This window comes from Rhodopirellula sp. SH410 (assembly GCF_055811895.1).
This window is the reverse complement of the sequence record NZ_CM147949.1, coordinates 6,088,992-6,108,939: the sequence shown is the minus strand read 5'-3', so window position 1 is coordinate 6,108,939 and position 19,948 is coordinate 6,088,992. Positions and strand designations below refer to the sequence as shown.

The window sequence follows — 19,948 nt, the reverse complement described above, 5'->3', positions numbered from 1 at the left end:
GGTGGATTGGCTGCCGGGCATTTATGAGTCTTTATGGCGTTTCATGCCGTTGGCGACGGCATCGAGCAACCGGGCCTTGCCGATGCGTCGATCGTTTTCGTAGACGACGACCACACCTTGGTGATGTCGCTCATGCCGCAGCGTGACCTTCTTGCCACGCAAGTCGATCGGAGTTTCGTAACGCTCGCCTTGGAAGCTGAACGTGTTGTCCTTTTTGACACTGCGAGTCGCCTCGGCGTAGAACAACTCGTCGGTATCCTCCGATGGCGAGAGAAATCGGATCCGAGAAAGATCCACACCAAAGCGATCAATCGGCTTCATACCGAGGGTCGTGTGTACAGTGGCGTTGTAGTCGTGTTCGACCCAGTGAGTGAACTGTTTGTTGAGAGCGTCGATCGAGGAGAGGTCGAGTTTGCGGATTAGAAATTGATCACGCACGCGACGAAAGAAGCGTTCGATTTTCCCTTTCGCGGCGGCGTCTCGAACGGCGGTGTGACGAAGGATGCAGCCCACGCGGGCGCAGATCAGCGTGATCTCTTGGCTGCAGTAGATCGAGCCGTTGTCAACGTATAGCTGTTCGGGCAAGCCTCGTTTGTAGAAGGCCGAGCGAAGCGCCTTGATCATCGAATCGGTGTTCTCTTCGAAGAAGAATTCGCCATGACAGAGCACACGACTGGCGTCATCGATCAGGCCAATCAGCTTGGCTTGCCGGCCACCGATGTGCGGTCCGAACATGGTATCGGCCTGCCAAAGTTGGTTGGCGTACTGCATGCTGAAGGCGAGTCGGCGTCGATTTTCGCCTGGATCGTCCTTGAGTAATTCGTACTCACGGACGAAGCGGCAGAACGTGGTCAGAGCGATCTGGCTAGCGTGCAGGAGTCCCTTTTCAATGCAGAACCGATAGACGGCTGACTTGGTGGGCGTCCTCTTGTGCCCCGTTTTCGCAGATACAAAGTGCGGCAGCGCGGTGTTGATCGCTTCGAGAACTTCTTCGGGCGTGACCTTGCGTGGCTTGCCTTTGTCGGCTCGCGGTGAAGCATTCATGCCGGTGATGCCGTCGTTTTTGTAGCGGTAGTACCACGTTTGGATGGTCCGCCAGGTGAACTGGTGTGGGTCTCCTTGGTCGTCCAGGAACGTCATCGCCGCGACGTTGTGGATTCTCTCGTGACGTGTTTTTCCGGGGGCGACTTCGATCGCTCCGAGGACTTTCATTTTGACGTAGATCGATGGTCGTTTCATGGACCGCTCCGCTGGTTTTTGACTTTTGATTGAACGAAATCGATTCATGAAATCGATTCGCAGGCGAGTCTAAGTGCGGTCGGCGGTGGATCTATCGTCGGGTTGTGTTGTCGAGCAGAAAAAAGAATTTCGCAAGCGTGAGCTACGATGGCAAATCGACCATCCGAGGCAGACGATGCTGGCCAGGATCGACAGGTTGCCGTGTGATCACGGACCGAATCGGCCTGCTGAGGTGCGGCCGCAGCGTGTCAGATGAAGAAGGTCTGCAGTGTGAGCTGGAAGGCGGCGATGGGATTGAGCGTGTGGCCAGCGAAGGCTTTGATCAGATGAGCGAGTGTGCTCTCAGCGGGCGTGTTGCTGGGCTGTGAGCTATCGATTTTTGGCGGCAGGCACATGGTCGACAGTGCGGTCCGAATCGCGGATTGTGCATCTTGCAATCGTTTCCAAATTCGATAGGGTGCCGAATCGCTCATGCTGCTATTGAGCTTTTTGAATGCCTTGCGTTTGTTGCCGGTCGCGGCGGCCTGGTTGAGGAATGCCCAGAGTTGCTCTGCACTGAGAAAGAGTCGTTTGACTTTGTCAGCAATCCACACGCTGAAGGTGCGTCCACATCCGGCGGCTTGATTTCGGTTGCTACAGAAGACCCTTCGTGCCCGGATAGATTTGTGGCGGAAGTTGTTCTCGTCGTATCCGCGCAAGGACCCATGGCGATTGAGCGCGCCGACTTTCTTGCAGTGGGGGCACTGGGTGAGCTTGAGCTCCAGCAGGAACTCATCACGTTCTGCTTGAGAGCGGAAGATTCTGGCTCGCACGGGCGCTGGCTTTTGAACTTGAAGTAGAAAAGTCCAGCAGGATAGTTGGTCGAGTCAGGGATTCGAATGATCGCGAACCGACTGCCTGAAAAGTGAGTCGGGGGGCGAGGGGAGAGGCGGGGTACGATTTAGTTGAAGGGGGCGGGTTGCGAGGCGCGGGGGGCAAGGCTCTGGTCTGCGGGCGGCGGGCTGCTGCCTACCGAATTACCGGTGTAAGAACAGTCCGTGACTACGACAACAATTCGGCAGGAAAAGACCGTAAAATGCGATCAGAGCGAGGTCGGTAACACTTGAACGCGCTCGATTCAAACTCGATCTTGAACGCTTCGCAGAGTATTTTTACCGTGTTGGTGTAGGTATGCAGGGTGCGGGCGACGGTCGCGACCAAGTAGTCTTTGTCGGGCAGAACCCGCAGAGATTCTTTGATAACTGACTTGCCGGTGCCGGGCCTGCCAACGACCAGACACAAGCCGCCTTGTTGGCTGTGAACGCGGAGCGTGTCATGGATCTCTTGTTGATGGCTCAGAAGTCGGATGTCACGCAGAGTGAATGGGTCTTCGCTGAGACCGAAGTAGGAACGAATCATGATTGGAAGTTTGAAGGGTGAAGGGTGAAGTTTGAAAAGATGAGGCGTGAGGTTTGGTTGGCTAACAGCTAACCAACTACGATTCCGTTCGCCTCAACAGGCCGTTGGCGACGGCATCCAATGGGCGCGCTTTGCCGATCCGGCGACCGCCTTGGTAGACGATCACGTCACCGTCGCGATGACGTTCGTAACGCAAGTCAATCTTGCGACCGCGGAGGTCGATGGGCGTTTCGTAGCGTTGGCCGCGGAAGCTGAACGTGTTGTCTTTTTTGACCTGACGTTCCGCTTCGGCATAGAACAGCTCGTCAGTGTCTTCACTGGGTGTGAGAAAACGAATTCGTGAAAGGTCGACGCCGAAGCGGTCGATCGGTTTCATGCCCAGGGTTGAGTGAACGGTCGAGTTGTAGTCGCCTTCGACCCAGGCACTGAACTGTTTGTTAAGGCTTTCGATCGAAGAGAGGTCCAGGTTGCGAATCAAGAACTGGTCACGGACTCGGCGGAAGAAGCGTTCAATTTTCCCTTTCGCTGCCGCGTCGCGCACCGCCGTGTGACGCAGGATGCAGCCTGCACGCGCCGCTATCAGCGTGATTTCCTGGCAACAGTAGATCGAGCCGTTATCAACGTAGAGCTGTTCGGGAAGACCGCGTTTGTAAAACGCACAGCGGATTGCCTTGACCATCGAGTCGACGTTCTCTTCAAAGAAGAACTCGCCGTGGCACAGCACACGGCTGGCGTCATCAATGAACGCAATCAGCTTGGCTTGTCGGCCGGCGATGTGCGGCCCGAACATCGTGTCGGCCTGCCAAAGCTGGTTAGCGTACTGCATGCTGAAGGCCCGACGCTGACGGCTCTCGCCGGAGTCCTCTTTGAGGAACTCGTACTTGCCCACCATCCGGCTGAACGTGTTTCGTGCGATTTGGTTTGCGTTGAGCAAGCCTTTCTCGATACAGAAACGATAGATAGCGGTTTTGCCCGGTGTTTTCCCATGAAAATGAGGCAGCGCCGCATTGATCGCTTCGAGTACCTCTTCAGGGGTGACTTTCCGCGTGCGTCCCTTGTCGGACCGTGATTGGTTTTGCATCGCGGTGATGCCGTGATTCTTGTAGCGGTAGTGCCACGTATGGATGGTTCGCCAGGTGAACTGGTGTGGCTTTCCTTCTTCGTCGGTGAATGTCATTTCGGCGACGTTCTTGATGCGTGCGTCACTCGTTTTCCCTTCGGCGATGTCGATCGCTCCGAGAACTTTCATTTTGAGATAGATCGAGGACGTTTCATGCAGACGCTCCGGTGATGAGGGTTGAGGACTTCGGTGCCAATGGCAGCGGTCGGAAGTTCGACCGGCATCGAATTTAGAAGCGTCTGGCGGTGACTCAATCGTCGGGTTGTGTTGCTGGGTGGAAATCGATTTTTCGTCGCGATCCGGTGCGACATCAAATCGGCCCAGTCGGCGGCGCGCCGACCGTGCCGACTTTGCCGGTGGTGGGGCCACCGCGTCACAGATCATGGCGCGAGACCACGGCGTGAGATTTCCGTTGTCTCAGCGGGATGTCCGTCAGAGCAGAACTGCCATCAGATGAAGAAACGCTGTGTCGCGTTCTGGAAGGCGTCGATGGGGTTGATGGACGAATCCTGGAAGGCTGCTTTGAGGTGGGCGATGGTCCCTTGGGCAGCGGACTGGGCAGGCGACGGCACTCCGTCTTGATGGACATGCTTGGGCGGCGGCCCGATCGCCGTCAGAGCGGTTCGTATCGCCGCCTGGGCTTGCAAAAATCGTTTCCAGATCCGGTAGGGTGCCGAGTCGCTCAGTGAGCTTTGCAGGTCTCTGAAAGCCTGGGACTTGCTTCCCGTCGTAGCGGCTTGTTCAAGAAATTGCCACAGGCTGTCGGTATCGGGGAAGAGCCTTTTGACTTTGTCGGCGATCCAGACACTGAAGGTTCTGCCGCAGCCGCCAGCGTTTGCACGATCGGAGCAGAAGACACGAATCGCCCGGATGGCTTTTTGCTTGAAGTTCAGCTCGTCATAACCTTTGAGGAATCCATGTCGATTCAGTGCCCCGGTGTGTTTGCAGTGAGGACAGGGCAGGCACTTTAGCAGGGCGAGTCGCCGGTCACGCTGCTCCTTGGAGGCGAAAATCCACACGATACTGCTGAAGTTCCCGAGGCTCTGGATCGAAATGGCAGGGCATCAGCGCCAGCCTACCGGGTTTCAGTTTGGAGCACTGCGCGCATCCAAAGGGGCGGGGTCGAGGCGAGGTACGATTGATTCTTCAGAAAGGCGGGTTACGAGGACGGGCGAAACTGTACCGAATTAGCGGTGAAACAATCACCGCCACTTGCGACAACAATTCGGCCCAAAACCGGCGGGAAGTGCGACCAAAGCGAGGCCGGTAACAGTTCAATGACGACCGAATTATCCTTCAATTGAAGGTCCACATCGGAGACGCTCCAAGATTCATCGAGACCAAGAAGATCGCGGTAATGTTCATTCAGGCTGTTCATCTCAGCAATGTACAAAAATCAGCCAAAATCGACCGTCAGCCACTAAATTCCGAGAAGAACCAAGTCGGTTTTCGGGGAAAGCATTCTGACATTGGCGGCGGTTGTGGCCGAAACTTCTTTGAGTTCCTTACACGTAATTTTGCGGTTGAGCATATTCGATCAATCGGCCTCGACCTATTTAATGAGAACACGCTGGCCTACTTCGACGCTGAACACCAACCCCACTATGATCGCTACATGAAAGAATTCCAAGGAAAAAGCGGGTTCCTCGGGTTCTATCCTACGGACAATTCTGCTTTTATTTACAATGATAACGAATCGCGGAAGCTTCCCTCTTCCTTGGTTCTGCACCCTACCGTCACTTGGTTCTCTGCGAGACAAACGAACCAAATATACCGACTGAAGGCGACGGTGGATAACGTCGGAAAATCGACCCAGACTCGCCAGTACATATTCCCGTTCCACGAACCCCAGTACTGAGACAGAGATACACAACTCAATTCCTCTCATGATGATTGTAGCCGCGATATTGCTGCTTTGCTCTTCTTGTAAGCACATCTGGGTAAGTATTTCGGTATAACTGGCAAGCTTTTTGCACCCATGTTGAGTTGGGAATCCTTTCTGATTTGCTAGCAAATGCTCGATGGTCGAGATTATGCGAAGCATCATGTTTCTCCCTGTTTCACGAACCGGGAGATTCAAATGGCACGCCCCTCTACAAAATTCGCACAAATTGGCTCAGTCGAGCAAAAACAGCAACTGACGGAAATGTGGAAAAGTCATCATTGCCACTATACGCGAGTTCGTGCGCACGCAATCTTACTCAGCGACCAACAGTACGAAATAAGTTCCCTTGTCGATATCTTTGGCGTGGATCGAGATTCGGTATCCAGTTGGATTGACAGATTTTCAGAAGGCGGCCCCGACGCACTTGAAGACTCCGAGCATCCCGGTGCGCCGCCGATACTCAACGCCTCAGAGCAGCAAACTCTCCGGCGACTACTTCGAAAATACCCGAATCGACCAGCCAAGGTGCTGAAAGAGCTGAAAGAAAAAACCGGCAAGGAAATCAAGCGACCCACTCTGCGAGAATACGCGAGGCGGTTTCGGCTGAGTTGGAAACGTTATCGTCGAAGTTTGCGGCAAAAACGGGATGAAAAGAAATTTCAATTGGCCAAGGAAGAGCTAGCCGAGTTTCTCGAAGAACCGGATTTGAACGTTGTTTACTTTGACGAGGCGGGTTTCTCGCTCAAAGGAGTTGTTCCCTACGGATGGCAACCGATCGGTCGACGCTACGAAATACCCGTAACCGGGGCACACGGCAGCAACGTTCAAGCGATTGGGTTTCAGGGTCAAGACGGTGAAACCCACACCTATCTCCACAAAGGCTACGTGAACAGCGAAATGGTGATTGCAATTTTCGATGATTATTGCCAAACAATCGACGGTCCAACTGTTGTGGTCCTTGACAATGCCTCAGTCCACACGAGCGGAGCATTTCAAACTCGCATGGAAGACTGGGCAGAGAAAGGACTCTACATCTACCATCTGCCGCCATACAGTCCAGAGCTGAATGCAATTGAAATGCTTTGGAAAAAACTCAAGTACCAACTGCTCCCCGCTGGCGCCTGGGAGCGCTTCAGTACACTGCTAAACACACTTACGAAAACACTCAATGAGTTTGGAGAAGTGTCGTATATGCCTACGCTTTTTAATTATGCCGAATAAATTCACCCGACGTGCTTAGTGAACCGTCACGTTCGTTGACCTTGGAGACGATGGCGGATGAACCAGTCAATGCCGTGATTATTTGCGGCGATCAACGAATCTTAGTCGGATCGCTAAAATTTGCCAAAACAATGTTGCTTTCGAACGTTCGTCTTGAATCTGCCTTGGAGGTTTTATGGATCAAGTCTCCTGGCACCACCGTATTTAGCCAGAAATTCAATAAATTGCCCGTCAGCGAAAAACTCTTTAAAGCTACATCTACAATGTCCGTCGCCCTGTCCAACGGCGTGTGGCAGGTCTCTTTGATTGACAAAGGCGATCAAGTTATTGCTGGGCCATTTAAGCCTATTGGTGATCGGACCATCTTCTCTGACGAAGGCTTAGAAGGTCTGCTGAGAGGGATCAGATAGTTGTTGCCGACCAAATTGCGGTCGCACTTTCTGCTGAATTGTGACTGTATGGATCTGGAGCCTCAGAAGGTCCTTTTGCCAAATTGCTGAGAATTCTAGAGAGCGTGTTCGTGGGATGTGCGATGGGAGCGACCGAGTCGAGGCTTGAGCCTGCCATGCTCCGACGGTGAGTGCTCAACGCATGAAAAAAGTGCGTCGCTTTGGCAAAGCGGTCGCACTGAGCGTGGTTGTCGGTGGAGATCGGATGGGCTTGATCGATTAGGCTGAGAACTTCCTCTGGCTGAGGTCGCGATGGTACTGCTCTAGCCAGTTGCTGAGAATGTCGACCGCTGGCAAGAAATCGTGTCCCTGCATCATCAACAGCCTAGGACAGGAACCGATCGAGACAGAGAGATTTTGCTGATCGTAATTTGCTTTGCACGTCAGGCAGTAAGTCGATAAATTGAGTGTTCAGGATGAGGTCTCCAGTGAAAGTAAGAGATTGTCAAAATCCATTTCAACGGAATATCACCTTGATTTCAGATTCGCGTTTGGCATTTCGAGTGCTGGGCGGGAGTCGGAGGTATTTGCTAGCACGACCTGTGGCCACTCATGCCCCCGCTCGCCACTACCTATTGATTTTCCTGCTTATGCCTGTGCCATTCATACCGGATGCCGTTTCTGTTCGCACGTTCCACGTCATCAATCTTGAGCGGCGTCGAGATCGGCTGGAGCGTTTTTTCTCGCTCAATGACGGGATCGAGGGGCTGGCGTTTTCGGTTATTCCCGCCGTGGAGTCACGGCGTCTCGATGTTGAAAAAGTGCGGAGTCAGGGCGTGCTGGCAGAGGGTGCCCATTGCGAGCTGGGAGCACTGGCCTGTGCGATCAGTCATCGAGAATTGATTTTGAAAGCGAAAAATGCGGGGCAACCGATGCTAGTCTGCGAGGATGACGCGGTCTTCCGAGCCGATTTTGCCACCGCGTGGCAATCGCTGCTCGCGCTGCTGCCAGCGGACTGGGATTTTGTCCTAATGGGGTACAATTTTGATTCAGCGTTCGCCGTCGAGTTTCTGCCTGGAGTGCAACAGCTGCACGGGATCTTTGACAATCACGCCATCGGCGCTGCAGAAATCGAACGCTTTCAACAAACCCGTCAACCGGTGGTCCCAATGCGATTGATTCATGCCTTTGGTGCGCTCGCATACGCAGTCTCTCCGACAGGCGCCAACAAATTTCTGCAAGCTTGTTTTCCAATCTGTAATGACCAACTGAGTGTTCCTGCACTCAATCGAACATTCCCCGCGTTTAGCTTTGATTGCATGCTGAACTTTTGCTACGCGAAATGGAACGCCTATGCTGCGTTCCCGCCTCTGGCATTGTCCCCCAACGATAAATCGGAGTCGGATACTCGTGGCAAGCGGTAGAGATAAAAATGCCTGATTCTCTCCGCCTGAAGTTCTCACAGGCTCAGCAGTATCAGCAGCTAGGTAAGTATGAGGCTGCGGAGCGTCTCTACCGTGAGATACTGGCGGAGCAGCCCGAGCATGTTGATGCGATGGCGTTCTTGGGCGTGACGGCGATGCAATTACAACGGTATACGGAGGCCGAGCGGTTGCTCTGCCAGGCAATCCGTTTGGCTCCGGGCTGCACTGCGTTTTACTGTAATCTGGGGCTTGTTTACCGCGAGACGAACCGGCTAGAGGAAGCGGCGCGAGCGTTCGAGGATTCATTGCGACTGAAGCCGGACAATACGATCGCGCTTAACAATCTCGGCGTTACCCAGCTCGATTTGGGACTTGTTGAGGAGGCGACCCGGACGCTGGAACTGGCCCGCCAACTGGCGAGTCATGATCCGACGGTATATATCAACCTGGGAAAATCGCTGCTAACGCAAAAGCGTTACGATCCAGCGATGAAACAGTTTCAAAAGGCGATTTTGCTCGATGCGAATCGAGCTGACGCTTTCGATGGGCTGGGTTCAGCATGTCGGGAATTGAATCGCCTGGATGAGGCCGTGCAGCAGTTCCAGAAATCGATTTCATTGTCACCAAATTCGCTTTCGGCGCACACACACCTCGGCGCCTTACTGACTGGCTTGAAACGGTATGAGGAAGCGGAAATCACCCTCCGCCGAGCACTTGAAATCGATGCTCGCGATGCGGTTTGTATGAACAACCTGGGCATCGCAATCATGGAACAGGGTCGGATCGAGGAGTCGGAGAGTTGGTTCGTGGACGCATTGGAAATCAAACCTGACTATGCGGCGGCCCGCAGTAACCTGGGGGCGATCTATTTATTACTGGGCCGGGTTGAGGAATCGCTGCAAACGCTTGAGGACGCTTTGCGGATGCAGCCGGACATTATCGACGCGAGGTGGAACCGGTCGCTGGCGTTGTTGTCGTTAGGAGATTTCCAACGGGGGTGGTTGGAGTACGAGTGGCGTTGGCGCAAGTTCAGTGAGCGGCAGCGTCGGTTTCCTTGCCCGCGCTGGGATGGGCGTCCGCTTGCAGGAAAGACGATCCTCCTGCACGCCGAACAGGGACTTGGTGATACGATCCAGTTCGTCCGCTACGCCGCTGAGGTCAAACAGCGAGGTGGGCGTGTTGTGTTGGCGTGCCAGAGCCCACTCGTGCCGCTGTTGTCAGGCTCGGAAGGTTGTGACGTCGTTGTGTCACGTGACGACGTCTTGAATTGTCAGCCGCCGTTCGATTTTCACGCACCTTTAATGAGTTTGCCAACGATCTTGCGGACGACGCTCGATTCGATCCCGCAGAGCGTTCCGTACCTGCACGCGGACGACCAGCGGATTGAACTTTGGCGGCAGCGTTTGGCTGGCTATGAAGACCGTAAGATCGCGATCGCCTGGCAAGGGAGTCCAACGTACAAAACGGATCAATTTAGGAGTGTTCCGTTTCGCTATTTCACGAGTCTGGCAAAACGTCTTCCTCATGTGCAGTTCATTTCTTTGCAGAAACAGCACGTGGATGATTCGACTCGGCATCAACTCACCGATGCTGGTATCTTGCATTTGGACGATCTGGACGAGGATTACGGCGCCTTCTTGGACACCGCTGCGATTCTGCACAACGTGGACTTGGCGATCACGTCCGATACTTCCATTCCGCATCTCGCCGGAGCGCTGGGGGTTCCCGTTTGGCTGATGCTGTCATCTGTTCCCGACTGGCGATGGTTTCTTGCGGGGGAAGATTCGCCCTGGTATCCGACGATGCGCGTCTTCCGTGCCGCTCAGCGTGGATCTTGGGACGACGCATTCGAACAAATTGAAGCACGGCTTCGGGAATGAGCTTTCCGTTGGCAATTTCGGAATCGCAAACTGAGAAATCATGCCACTCGTGGTGTGATACGACCAAGCAGTCCGCCAACTTCGTTCATCGTTTTTTTATTTTAATTCCATGTACGACAACCCATTTGAGCTTTGTAATTGCCCAGTGCTCTATTGCGATTGCGGCGGGGGCGTGCAGACATACCGGGAACACTACGCTCGCGTGCTGGAGGTGATCCAGCCGCGCCGGGTGTTCGAATGGGGGCCGGGTGAGAATACGTCGATGGCGTTGGCTGCAGGAGCGGAGGTCTTTGCCATCTCGCCGGTTTTGAAGTGGGTCGAGCCGCTGCCGGTCACTAATCGGAGGTTGGCGGTGTTGGTGGCGTCCAATCATTCGCGGGCGTATTTTGAATTGCACGAGCGAGCCGATAGCGATCTATTTTTCGTCGATTCGCGTCGCCGGGCCGCATGTCTGGATTTAGTTCGCCGGCGTGCTCGTCCGGAGTCGGTTGTATGTTTGCACGACGCGCAACGTTTGCGTTACAACGTGGCACTGCGGCGATACGCCCACGTTCTGTATTTGACCCGTTCCTTTGCCATCGCTTCGATGCGTCCGCTGCGGGCGGAGAGGCTAGTCGGACCCGAATGGGATAGTCGTCGTCAGAGATCAGAGAGTTTGGGTGACGGGCAGAGCAATTCGGGAAGCGTACGTGCTAAAAACTCCGCCTTTGGCTCTGAACCGGAGCAGGGGGAGCGGTCGGGTGTGGCGGGTGTCATCACGGCCCGCTGTATTGCTCAGGCTCGAAAAAGACAGGGTGGAATGGACTCGGAGCTGGATGCTGACACGCAGCCGCGGGTGCTGTTTGCGTCGTACCACTGTTATTTGGATCCTTCGAGCGGCGCAGCGACGTCGACCCGCGACATGCTGCAGATGTTGGCCTCGAGAGGCTGGCCGACGCGAGTGATGTGTGGTCCGCGGCTCGATCATGGCGACGGTCGATCACCGCGACGGGTGATCGAGGAAGCCAGCGTGTCGGTAGACGAAAACCGCTTTGACTCGACCGCGACACCATTCTCGATTTTGAATTTTCGTCAGGGGGCTGTGCCGGTGAGTGTTTTTTTGCCTGACGGGCAGGGCGAGCCCAACTCGGCGGAGGTCGACGCGTTCATGTCGGTCTATGAGCGGCTGCTGGACACCTGGCAACCTGACGTGTTGATGACTTATGGCGGGCAGTGGGTGGGACAACGATTGATGCAGGCGGCAAAGCAGCGGGAGATCCGCATCGTCTTCTCGCTGCGAAATTTTGCGTATCGCGATGACCGCTTTTTCAGCCACGCCGATGAGGTGTTGGTGCCTTCGCAGTTCTCAGCGGCATATCACCGCCGGAAGCTCAACTTGAGATGCACGCCAATTTCCTCACCGATCATTTGGGAGCGGGTAAGGTGCGAGCCTGCCCCGTCGCAGCGGTTTGTGACATTCGTGAATCCGCAGTATGGAAAGGGCATGACGGTGTTCGCCCGAATTGCAGCAGAACTGGGGCGAATACGACCGGACATCCCGTTGCTAGTAGTGGAGGGACGCGGGGGCGTGGATCGGTTTCAAGAGCTGGATATCCAGCTCGATGGATTAAACAACTTGCACCGAATGGCCAACACACCCGACCCGCGTGACTTCTACCGTGTCAGTAAAATGCTGTTGATGCCATCACTGTCGAATGAGAGTTTTGGCCGAGTCGCAATCGAGGCGATGCTCAACGGCATTCCGTTCCTGGGGAGCGATCGCGGGGCGTTACCTGAGGTGGTCGGCGAGGGTGGTTTTTTATTTTCTATCCCCGCTGTTTACACTCCGGAATCCCGAAGACTGCCGCACGCTGATGAAGTAGCCGCGTGGGTGGTGACTATTCAGCGACTGTGGGACGACGCAGCATTTTATCAACAGAGTTCCGTTGGAGCGAGAGTGTCTGCGGAGCGATTCAGCGAGAGCCGCGTTGCGGAAGCTTGCACTGCCTTCTTTCGGCGCGTCGCAGACCACCGTATCACACTTGCCTACGACCAGTCGCGCTAGCGCCGCGTTCGCATCGCGACACTGGCGAAGCGAATGTAACTGAAACAGAGCCTTCGATGGTCGCGACTCACATATCGTGCAAGTCACGAGCTCCGTTGACGTGCGAACGCAGTTGCGTGACGGTGAGCGTCAATGTCACCGCCGCAGTACAGCAGGCGACGATGAACGGACCGGTAAACATCGATAGAAACCCGGTCATGCGCCTGCCGGTGGATCATGGAACTTTGTCGCATTAGCCCACGGTGCTGTGGACCGAATACAGTGAATGAATCAGACCGTTATGGTGTTCCAGTACTCACAACTACCTGAGCGGGGCGGATGACTCGTCCGTGCATGCGGAAACCACCGCCCGCGACATGGGCAACCCTGCCGGCTTCAATCTCCGGGTGCGGCATCTGCGAGATCGCTTCGTGATAGTTCGGGTCAAACTCTTCGCCCTCCGCTGGGATCGGCTCAACGCCGTATTTCGCCAGCGTATCGTCGAGCTGCTTGATGACCATCACCACGCCGTCTCGCAAACCGACTGCGGAACCGCTATCGCTGCTCGAACCGGCCGCATCAACGGCGCGGTGGAGGTTGTCGCGGACCTGCAGAATGTCGTTGATCAGCGGCATCGCGGCGAACTTCAGCTGGTCTTCATAATCCCGCCGCATCCGCTTGCGAAAGTTCTCCGCTTCCGCTTGGGCCTGCAGCACACGTTTGTCAGCTGCCACCACGTCGCTACGAAGACGCATCACTTCTTCGTCGCGAGTCTCCGGTGCATCGAACGCTCGGTGGGCTTGATCCGTGGCAGTTTCCACTTCGTTCTGCGTGTCGTTTTCGCCGCCGAAGTCAACGTCGTCTTCAGGGTGAGATTGGTTTTCGTTCATGATGATTTGGTTTCCGACGGGATTTCAGGTTCAGGATCAAAAAAGTGCCTGAGTTTGTCCAGGAATGTAGTGCGTTGTGGTAGGACAGCCTCATGATCAAGGTCAGCGAGTTGACGCAAGATCTTTTCTTGTTCGGAGCTGAGCTTCTTCGGTACTTCGATAAATACCTGGACAAGCAGATCGCCATTGCGACCGCTGCGATGATCGACGATGCCCTGCCCACGAACGGTAAACACTTCACCGCTTTGGGTGCCCGCAGGCACGGTGAGCTGATGGGGGCCGTTGAGCGTGGGGACTTCGATATCCGCTCCGAGTGCCGCTTGGGCATAGGCGATCGGCAATTGCAGGACGAGATGTTTCCCGTCGCGTTTGAACAGACTGTGTGGCTTCACCGCGATAAAGCAGTAGCAATCGCCCGCGGGCCCGCCGTCTGGACTTGGCTCGCCTTCACCCTGCAGACGCACTCGCATGCCGTCATCAACGCCCGCGGGAATCTCAACGTTCAGTTCGGCTTTTTCGTTTTGCAATCCGGTGCCGCGACAACTGCCGCACGGTTGACTGATTTGCTTGCCGGCACCCTGGCAGGTGGGGCAGGTGGTTTGCACACGGAGGATCCCGGCGGACTGGATCACCTGGCCATGCCCGCCGCACATCGTGCAGGTGACCGGCTCACTGCCGGGAGCGGCGCCGCTGCCATCACAGGTTTCGCACATGATCCGGCGGCGGAACGCAATATCTTTGTGGCAACCGCGAGCGGCTTCTTCGAGCGTAAGCGAGACATCGCAGCGCACGTCGGCGCCACGCCGCACCCGTTTCCGACTGCCACCGCCGCGACGGCCTCCGCCGCCAAAGAAGTCACCGAAACCGCCACCGAAAAGATCGCCGAATGCTTCGAAGATGTCTTCGACATCGTTGTATTGATGCGTCGATCCCTCGACACCCGCGTGACCGTATTGGTCGTAGCGAGAACGCTTGGACTGGTCGCTGAGCACTTCGTAGGCTTCGGTCGCTTCTTTGAAGCGTGCTACAGCATCCTCACCCTTGTTGGAGTCAGGATGATACTTTATCGCCAGCTTGCGGTAGGCACGATCGATCTGTTGCTTATTGGACGATCGCTCGACTTGGAGGATCTCGTAGTAACAAGTCTTGGCTGCCATGAAACCGAGTGCAAGTGAAGGGGATTCGAAGGCAGAATGCCTGAATTTTGAAACAAAACCACCCTCCCCCAGCGGCAATGCCAGAGGAGGGTGGCGATGGATCCGGAGTTAGCTGACAACGCCTTCGACAGGTCGTTTGTCCTTATCTTCTTGCTCGTAGTTCGTCACGAGCGCTTCGGTGGTGAGCAACAATCCAGCGATGCTGGAAGCGTTGATCAACGCGGTCCGAACAACCTTCACGGGGTCGATCACACCGGCTTTGATCATGTCGGTGTACTCGCCCGTATGGGCGTTGAAACCGATCTTCGGGTTGCTCTTCTGCAGCACTTCATCGACGACAACGCTGCCATCGATACCGCCGTTATCAGCGATCTGACGCATGGGCGCGTCGAGGGCGCGGAGCACAATGTTCACGCCGACCTTCTCGTCGCCCTTCGCTTTCTTCAGTGCTGCTTGGACAGCCTCGCGGCAATACACAAGCGCCACACCACCACCGGGCAGAATGCCTTCTTCAACGGCGGCACGAGTCGCGTGCAATGCGTCTTCCAAGCGAGCCTTGGTTTGCTTCATCTCGGCCTCGGTTTCGGCACCGACGCTGATGACGGCAACACCACCGGCAAGTTTGGCAAGGCGTTCTTGGTACTTTTCCTTGTCATAGTCGCTATCGGTCTGCTCGATCTGAGCACGGATTTGCGAAACCCGCTTGTCGATATCTTCGCGTTTTCCGCCACCCTCGACGATGGTCGTGTGACCCTTGTCGACAGTCACCTTTTTGGCGCGACCGAGTTGTTCGAGCGTGACATTCTCGAGCTGGATGCCGAGGTCATCGCTGATCAACGTACCGCCGGTCAGTGTCGCAATATCGCCGAGCATCGCCTTGCGACGATCGCCAAATCCTGGTGCCTTAACAGCACAAACGTTCAGCGTGCCACGGAGCTTGTTGACGACGAGCAGCGTGAGCGCTTCGGCGTCAACGTCTTCGGCAATGATCAACAACGGTTGGCCGGATTGCGCCGACTTTTCTAGCAATGGGACAAGGTCCCGGATGTTGCTGATCTTCTTTTCGTAGAGCAGGACGAGCGCGTTCTCGAGGGACGCTTCCATCGTGCCGGGTTCGTTGATGAAGTACGGCGAGATGTAGCCCTTGTCGAACTGCATGCCGTCGACGTACTCGACTTCCATCGAGCGACTCTTGCCCTCTTCAACCGTGATCACGCCGTCCTTGCCCACACGCTCGAGCGCGTCGGCGAGCAAGTTCCCGATCTCACTGTCGTTGTTTGCCGAGATGGCACCGACGTGAGCAACTTCTTCCTTGCCACTGACTGGGCGTCCCATCGCGACAAGATTCTCGCACGCAGCCGAGACAGCTTTCTCGATGCCGCGACGAATTGCCGTCGGGTTGCTACCGGCCACGATATTCCGCAGACCTTCTTTGAAGATCGCACGGGCGAGCACGGTGGCGGTGGTGGTTCCGTCGCCCGCGAGGTCGCTCGTTTTCTGAGCCACTTCGATGACGAGTTTAGCACCCATGTTCTCGAACCGGTCTTCCAGTTCGATTTCCTTGGCAACGGTCACACCGTCTTTGGTGACGGTCGGTCCGCCGAAGGATTTGTCGATGATCACGTTGCGGCCGGTGGGGCCCATGGTGATCGCGACCGCGTTGGCGAGTTTCTCCACACCGGCCAGCATGCGGGCCCGAGCGTGGTCCTCAAATAGCAATTGTTTTGCCACAGTTGAGATTCCTAAGTGAATGAAAAATGGAAGGAAGGGAAGCGAGCGAGCAGAGCTCAGGCAATCTTGGCTAAGATGTCGCTTTCACGAAGAATCTTCAGCTCTTGGCCGTCAACTTCAATTTCGCTGCCGCCGTACTTGCCGTAAATCACTACGTCGCCAACAGCCACGCTGAGTTCGCCACGGTTGCCGCTATCGAGCATCTTGCCGGGGCCAACGGCCACGACGGTGCCACGCTGTGGCTTTTCACGAGCCGAATCGGGAAGCACGATACCGCCAGCGGTCGTTTGTTCGGCTTCGTTAGGTTGCACGATCACGCGGTCGTCGAGCGGGCGAAGGTTGATGGTCTTGGTCGCTGCCATGTGTGAAATCCCTAAATGTTTAAACTGATTGATGTATTGAAGATGAAAGATCGGATCTTGCGAAAGATCCCCAGCAGTGGACCCTTTTTCAAGGTCCACCACCCAAACTACTGGAGCGACTGCGGGCTCGCTCGACTGCAGAGACGCGGGTGCTCTGCGGCGTGAATTACATCATGCCGCCCATGCCACCCATGCCGCCCATACCACCCATGCCGCCCATGTCCATGCCGCCCATTCCACCGCCCATGCCGTGGTCATGTTGGTCGCCGCCGCCGGGTTCTTCCTCAACAGGAATATCCACGATCAGCGATTCGGTCGTCAGCAGCAGTGCGGCAACCGAGGCAGCATTGGTCAGCGAGGTGCGAACGACCTTGGCCGGATCAACGATACCTGCGGCGATCAGGTCGCAGTACTTGTCAGCATTGGCGTCATACCCTTCGGTCTTGCTCTTGAGCTGCGAGACACGGTTGACAACAACGGCGCCGTCGACGCCCGCGTTGTTTGCGATCGCACGCATGGGCTGGTCGAGCACGTTACGGATAATGCGGACGCCGAGCTTTTGATCGCCTTCGGTTTCCTTCTCGAGTTTATCGACGGCTTTGCGGCAATGCAGCAGCGCGGTGCCACCACCAGGTACAATTCCCTCTTCGAGAGCGGCCTGAGTCGCGGCGCGAGCATCGTCGATCAATGCTTTGCGTTCTTTCATTTCAGTTTCGGTCGCAGCACCCACGTTGATCTGAGCAACGCCACCGGCTAGCTTCGCCAATCGCTCTTGCAGCTTTTCGCGGTCGTAATCGCTGTCGGTATTTTCGATTTCGCGGCGAATCTGTGTCACGCGGCCTTCGATATCGACTTTCTTGCCGGCACCACTGACGACCGTGGTCGCTTCGCTGGTGATGCGAATTTGTTTCGCACGACCGAGATCGGAGAGTTTGACGCTTTCCAGGTCGATACCGAGGTCTTTGAAGATGGCCTTGCCACCGGTCAACACGGCAATGTCGCCGAGGATCGCTTTACGGCGATCGCCATAACCAGGAGCCTTGACCGCACACACCGACAGGATGCCACGCATCTTGTTGACGACGAGCGTCGCCAGGGCTTCGCCCTCGACGTCTTCAGCGATGATCAGCAACGGTTTCTTGGATTCGCTGATCGCTTCGAGCAACGGGATGAGCTTCTTGTTGTTGCTGATTTTTTCTTCGAAGAGCAACACGTAGCAGTCATCCAATTCGACCGACACGTCGTCCTGGTTGGTGACGAAGTGCGGCGACAGAAAGCCGCGATCGAACTGCATGCCTTCGACGACGTCGACGTAGGTTTCATTGGAACGACCTTCTTCGACGGTGATGACGCCGTTCTTACCGACTTTAGTGAATGCGTCGGCGAGCACGTCGCCGATTTCAGGATCGTTATTGCCAGCGATCGTGGCAACTTGTTTGATATCCGAGCGATTACCTTCTCGGATTGGCGTCGACATTTTTGCGATTTGCGTCACGCAAACGTCGACAGCCTTTTGCATCCCGCGGGTCAATGCCATCGGGTCGGCGCCGGTGGCGACCATCTTCAGGCCTTCGCGGAAGATCGCTTCGCTCAGCACGGTGGCCGTGGTGGTACCGTCGCCAGCGACATCATTGGTCTTGCTGGCAGCTTCTTTGACGAGTTGCGCACCGAGGTTTTCAAACGGGCAATCCAGTTCAATGTCTTCGGCGACCGTCACGCCATCCTTGGTAACCTTGGGCGAACCCCAGCCTTTGTCCAAGACGGCGTTACGGCCACGCGGGCCGAGTGTGCTACGGACAGCGCGAGCCAATTTACTGACGCCAGCCAGCAGGGGGCCTCTTGCGTCATCGTCGAAAACGATTTGCTTTGCCACGGTGTGAATCTCCTGAGACAGGCCTTGCGGCCCGGGAAAGGTAGGGGGTGAATGAGTTGGTTAAGTGACGTGGGGTCCGGTCCGATCGGTCAGACGGACAGCGACACGCCACGGTCCACTCGCTAGAGCAATCGCCGTACCGATCGCTGAAGGCAAGACGCAAGTCTCTATCTGCAAAAGGCTTGCGGCAGCGAACGAGGGAGTCTTCGAGATCAGCCCCAAGGCCGTGGTGTCAGCCTGGCAGGCGTGTGACACCCCAACGGCTCGCTTTGCTAGCTATTCTTGCCACAGCGCCACAGGCAGGACACTACAGCGTCCCGCGCCCGCGGGCCTTGTCGCTCGCCGCCCTGCCCTTGCGACAATGCGGGGCGGCTGGAAAAACGAGCGTTCAGCGAGATTTCCGGGGCGCTCACGCGGACGTCCCGCTACCGTTGCGGCGAGCCTGAAATTTCTGCTGGGGGCATGCTGACGCCGTTCCCGCGCAGCGAGCGATCGAGTAAACTCTGGGCCCACCCGCCCTCGTAGCTCAGATGGATAGAGCAGCTCATTCCTAACGAGCAGGTCGCAGGTTCGAATCCCGCCGAGGGTATTTTTCTTTCACATGCCAGACGCTCGGGCCCCGCACTTAGCTAATAGCCCGCCAGCTACGAGTTGACCCAGTTACGAGGCGACCCAGCTACGAAACCGTGGGACGTGGCCGTTGGCGTGAGGCCAGCCATCCGAATCCGATGGCCCCACCGAGCAGGCCGGCAAAGCCCGTCAAGGCGATCACGCCGACCGTCGAGAGCCGGCCCTGCAGCCGATAGTTGTCAATGGACTGTGCGAGTTTGTGCTGCTGCGCTTCGCTGATTCGCAACAGGCAGACGCTCTCGTAGCGAACATCATTGCCACTGCCGACGGTGCCCTCGTACCGGCGTGAGATCAGCTCGTCGCGCACCCAGTCCATGTCGACCTGGATTCGGTCGGCAGGGATAATCTCGGGCCCCTCCTGTGCGATTTGTTCGAGATAGTTTTCCACCGCCCCGCGAGCCATCACCTCCATCATTTCGGACGCGATTTCAGGAGAAGCCGCCGGGCCGGAACCGACCGAAATCAAAAGATCCTCGCCATCACTGGGGGGGCTGGGAATGCGGTGCTCCTCGATCCAACTGGGCCGATCCAGCGGATAATCAACGTGGTCGAGCGGTGCCACACTTAATGTCGATGCCTGCTCCGTCACCACGGCGACCTCCGCATCAACTGCCCGCTCCTCGGCATCGGTTGCCCGATCCTCGGCATGGGCGTGCATCCCACAGGACGCGGCCGAGACCAGCACCCCTATCGCGACGGCGATCCAATTGCATGAAAAATTCATTG

17 protein-coding genes and 1 tRNA gene are annotated in these 19,948 nt (G+C 56.1%); 7 read left to right on the top strand and 11 right to left on the bottom strand.

The annotated features are described in order from the left end of the window. Window positions 1-21: 21 nt before the first annotated feature. From SH410x_RS22515 to SH410x_RS22495, 5 genes are all read right to left on the bottom strand, one after another. The gene (locus SH410x_RS22515; protein ID WP_473670640.1) at window positions 22-1,239 is read right to left on the bottom strand and encodes a DDE-type integrase/transposase/recombinase; all 1,218 of its coding nucleotides are present in this window, start codon (window positions 1,237-1,239) and stop codon (window positions 22-24) included. A gap of 248 nt (window positions 1,240-1,487) precedes the next feature. Continuing rightward, the gene (locus SH410x_RS22510; protein WP_473670638.1) at window positions 1,488-2,051 is read right to left on the bottom strand and encodes a hypothetical protein; all 564 of its coding nucleotides are present in this window, start codon (window positions 2,049-2,051) and stop codon (window positions 1,488-1,490) included. 229 nt (window positions 2,052-2,280) lie between these two features. Continuing rightward, the gene (locus SH410x_RS22505) at window positions 2,281-2,637 is read right to left on the bottom strand and encodes a hypothetical protein (RefSeq protein ID WP_473670937.1); all 357 of its coding nucleotides are present in this window, start codon (window positions 2,635-2,637) and stop codon (window positions 2,281-2,283) included. A 76-nt stretch (window positions 2,638-2,713) separates the two neighbouring features. Continuing rightward, on the bottom strand, window positions 2,714-3,886 hold the full coding sequence (locus tag SH410x_RS22500) for a DDE-type integrase/transposase/recombinase (protein WP_473670935.1): 1,173 nt from the start codon (window positions 3,884-3,886) through the stop codon (window positions 2,714-2,716). A gap of 320 nt (window positions 3,887-4,206) precedes the next feature. Then, a complete protein-coding gene (locus SH410x_RS22495; protein ID WP_473670933.1) occupies window positions 4,207-4,776 on the bottom strand; it encodes a hypothetical protein in 570 nt (189 codons plus the stop codon). Window positions 4,777-5,114: 338 nt separating this feature from the next. Here SH410x_RS22495 and SH410x_RS22490 point away from each other — a divergent pair, with 338 nt between their 5' ends. The 6 genes from SH410x_RS22490 (at window position 5,115) to SH410x_RS22465 (ending at window position 12,600) form a co-directional block, all read left to right on the top strand. Further along, window positions 5,115-5,615: a hypothetical protein gene (locus SH410x_RS22490; protein ID WP_473670932.1), complete on the top strand. Its 501-nt coding sequence runs from the start codon at window positions 5,115-5,117 to the stop codon at window positions 5,613-5,615. A gap of 156 nt (window positions 5,616-5,771) precedes the next feature. Continuing rightward, window positions 5,772-6,863, top strand: coding sequence for an IS630 family transposase (locus tag SH410x_RS22485; RefSeq protein ID WP_473668492.1), 1,092 nt, complete (start codon window positions 5,772-5,774; stop codon window positions 6,861-6,863). Between the two features lie 50 nt (window positions 6,864-6,913). After that, window positions 6,914-7,273, top strand: a complete 360-nt coding sequence (locus SH410x_RS22480; RefSeq protein WP_473670930.1) for a hypothetical protein — start codon at window positions 6,914-6,916, stop codon at window positions 7,271-7,273. A gap of 629 nt (window positions 7,274-7,902) precedes the next feature. After that, the gene (locus tag SH410x_RS22475) at window positions 7,903-8,676 is read left to right on the top strand and encodes a glycosyltransferase family 25 protein (protein ID WP_473670928.1); all 774 of its coding nucleotides are present in this window, start codon (window positions 7,903-7,905) and stop codon (window positions 8,674-8,676) included. A gap of 8 nt (window positions 8,677-8,684) precedes the next feature. Continuing rightward, on the top strand, window positions 8,685-10,556 hold the full coding sequence (locus SH410x_RS22470) for a tetratricopeptide repeat protein (protein ID WP_473670927.1): 1,872 nt from the start codon (window positions 8,685-8,687) through the stop codon (window positions 10,554-10,556). Between the two features lie 109 nt (window positions 10,557-10,665). Then, complete coding sequence (locus SH410x_RS22465; RefSeq protein ID WP_473670925.1) at window positions 10,666-12,600, top strand: glycosyltransferase; 1,935 nt, start codon at window positions 10,666-10,668, stop codon at window positions 12,598-12,600. 278 nt (window positions 12,601-12,878) lie between these two features. Here SH410x_RS22465 and SH410x_RS22460 read toward each other — a convergent pair whose 3' ends face one another. The 5 genes from SH410x_RS22460 to groL (SH410x_RS22440) form a co-directional block, all read right to left on the bottom strand. Next, window positions 12,879-13,469 carry a nucleotide exchange factor GrpE gene (locus SH410x_RS22460; RefSeq protein ID WP_473670923.1) on the bottom strand — a complete coding sequence of 197 codons (591 nt, stop codon included), beginning with the start codon at window positions 13,467-13,469 and terminating at the stop codon, window positions 12,879-12,881. After that, the gene (gene dnaJ / locus SH410x_RS22455; RefSeq protein ID WP_473670921.1) at window positions 13,466-14,626 is read right to left on the bottom strand and encodes a molecular chaperone DnaJ; all 1,161 of its coding nucleotides are present in this window, start codon (window positions 14,624-14,626) and stop codon (window positions 13,466-13,468) included. The genes SH410x_RS22460 and dnaJ overlap by 4 nt, the downstream gene beginning before the upstream one ends. 108 nt (window positions 14,627-14,734) lie before the next feature. Next, window positions 14,735-16,357, bottom strand: a complete 1,623-nt coding sequence (gene groL / locus SH410x_RS22450; RefSeq protein WP_473670920.1) for a chaperonin GroEL — start codon at window positions 16,355-16,357, stop codon at window positions 14,735-14,737. 56 nt (window positions 16,358-16,413) lie between these two features. Further along, window positions 16,414-16,719, bottom strand: a complete 306-nt coding sequence (gene groES / locus SH410x_RS22445) for a co-chaperone GroES (RefSeq protein ID WP_473670918.1) — start codon at window positions 16,717-16,719, stop codon at window positions 16,414-16,416. Between the two features lie 166 nt (window positions 16,720-16,885). Continuing rightward, a complete protein-coding gene (gene groL, locus SH410x_RS22440) occupies window positions 16,886-18,592 on the bottom strand; it encodes a chaperonin GroEL (RefSeq protein ID WP_473670916.1) in 1,707 nt (568 codons plus the stop codon). Window positions 18,593-19,107: 515 nt separating this feature from the next. On the opposite strand from groL (SH410x_RS22440), the gene SH410x_RS22435 reads away from it, so the two are divergent. Further along, a tRNA-Arg gene (locus SH410x_RS22435) sits at window positions 19,108-19,181 on the top strand. 87 nt (window positions 19,182-19,268) lie between these two features. Here SH410x_RS22435 and SH410x_RS22430 read toward each other — a convergent pair. Then, window positions 19,269-19,946 (bottom strand): hypothetical protein, encoded by a 678-nt coding sequence (locus tag SH410x_RS22430; RefSeq protein WP_473670914.1) that lies wholly within the window; start codon window positions 19,944-19,946, stop codon window positions 19,269-19,271. Between the last annotated feature and the right edge of the window lie 2 nt (window positions 19,947-19,948).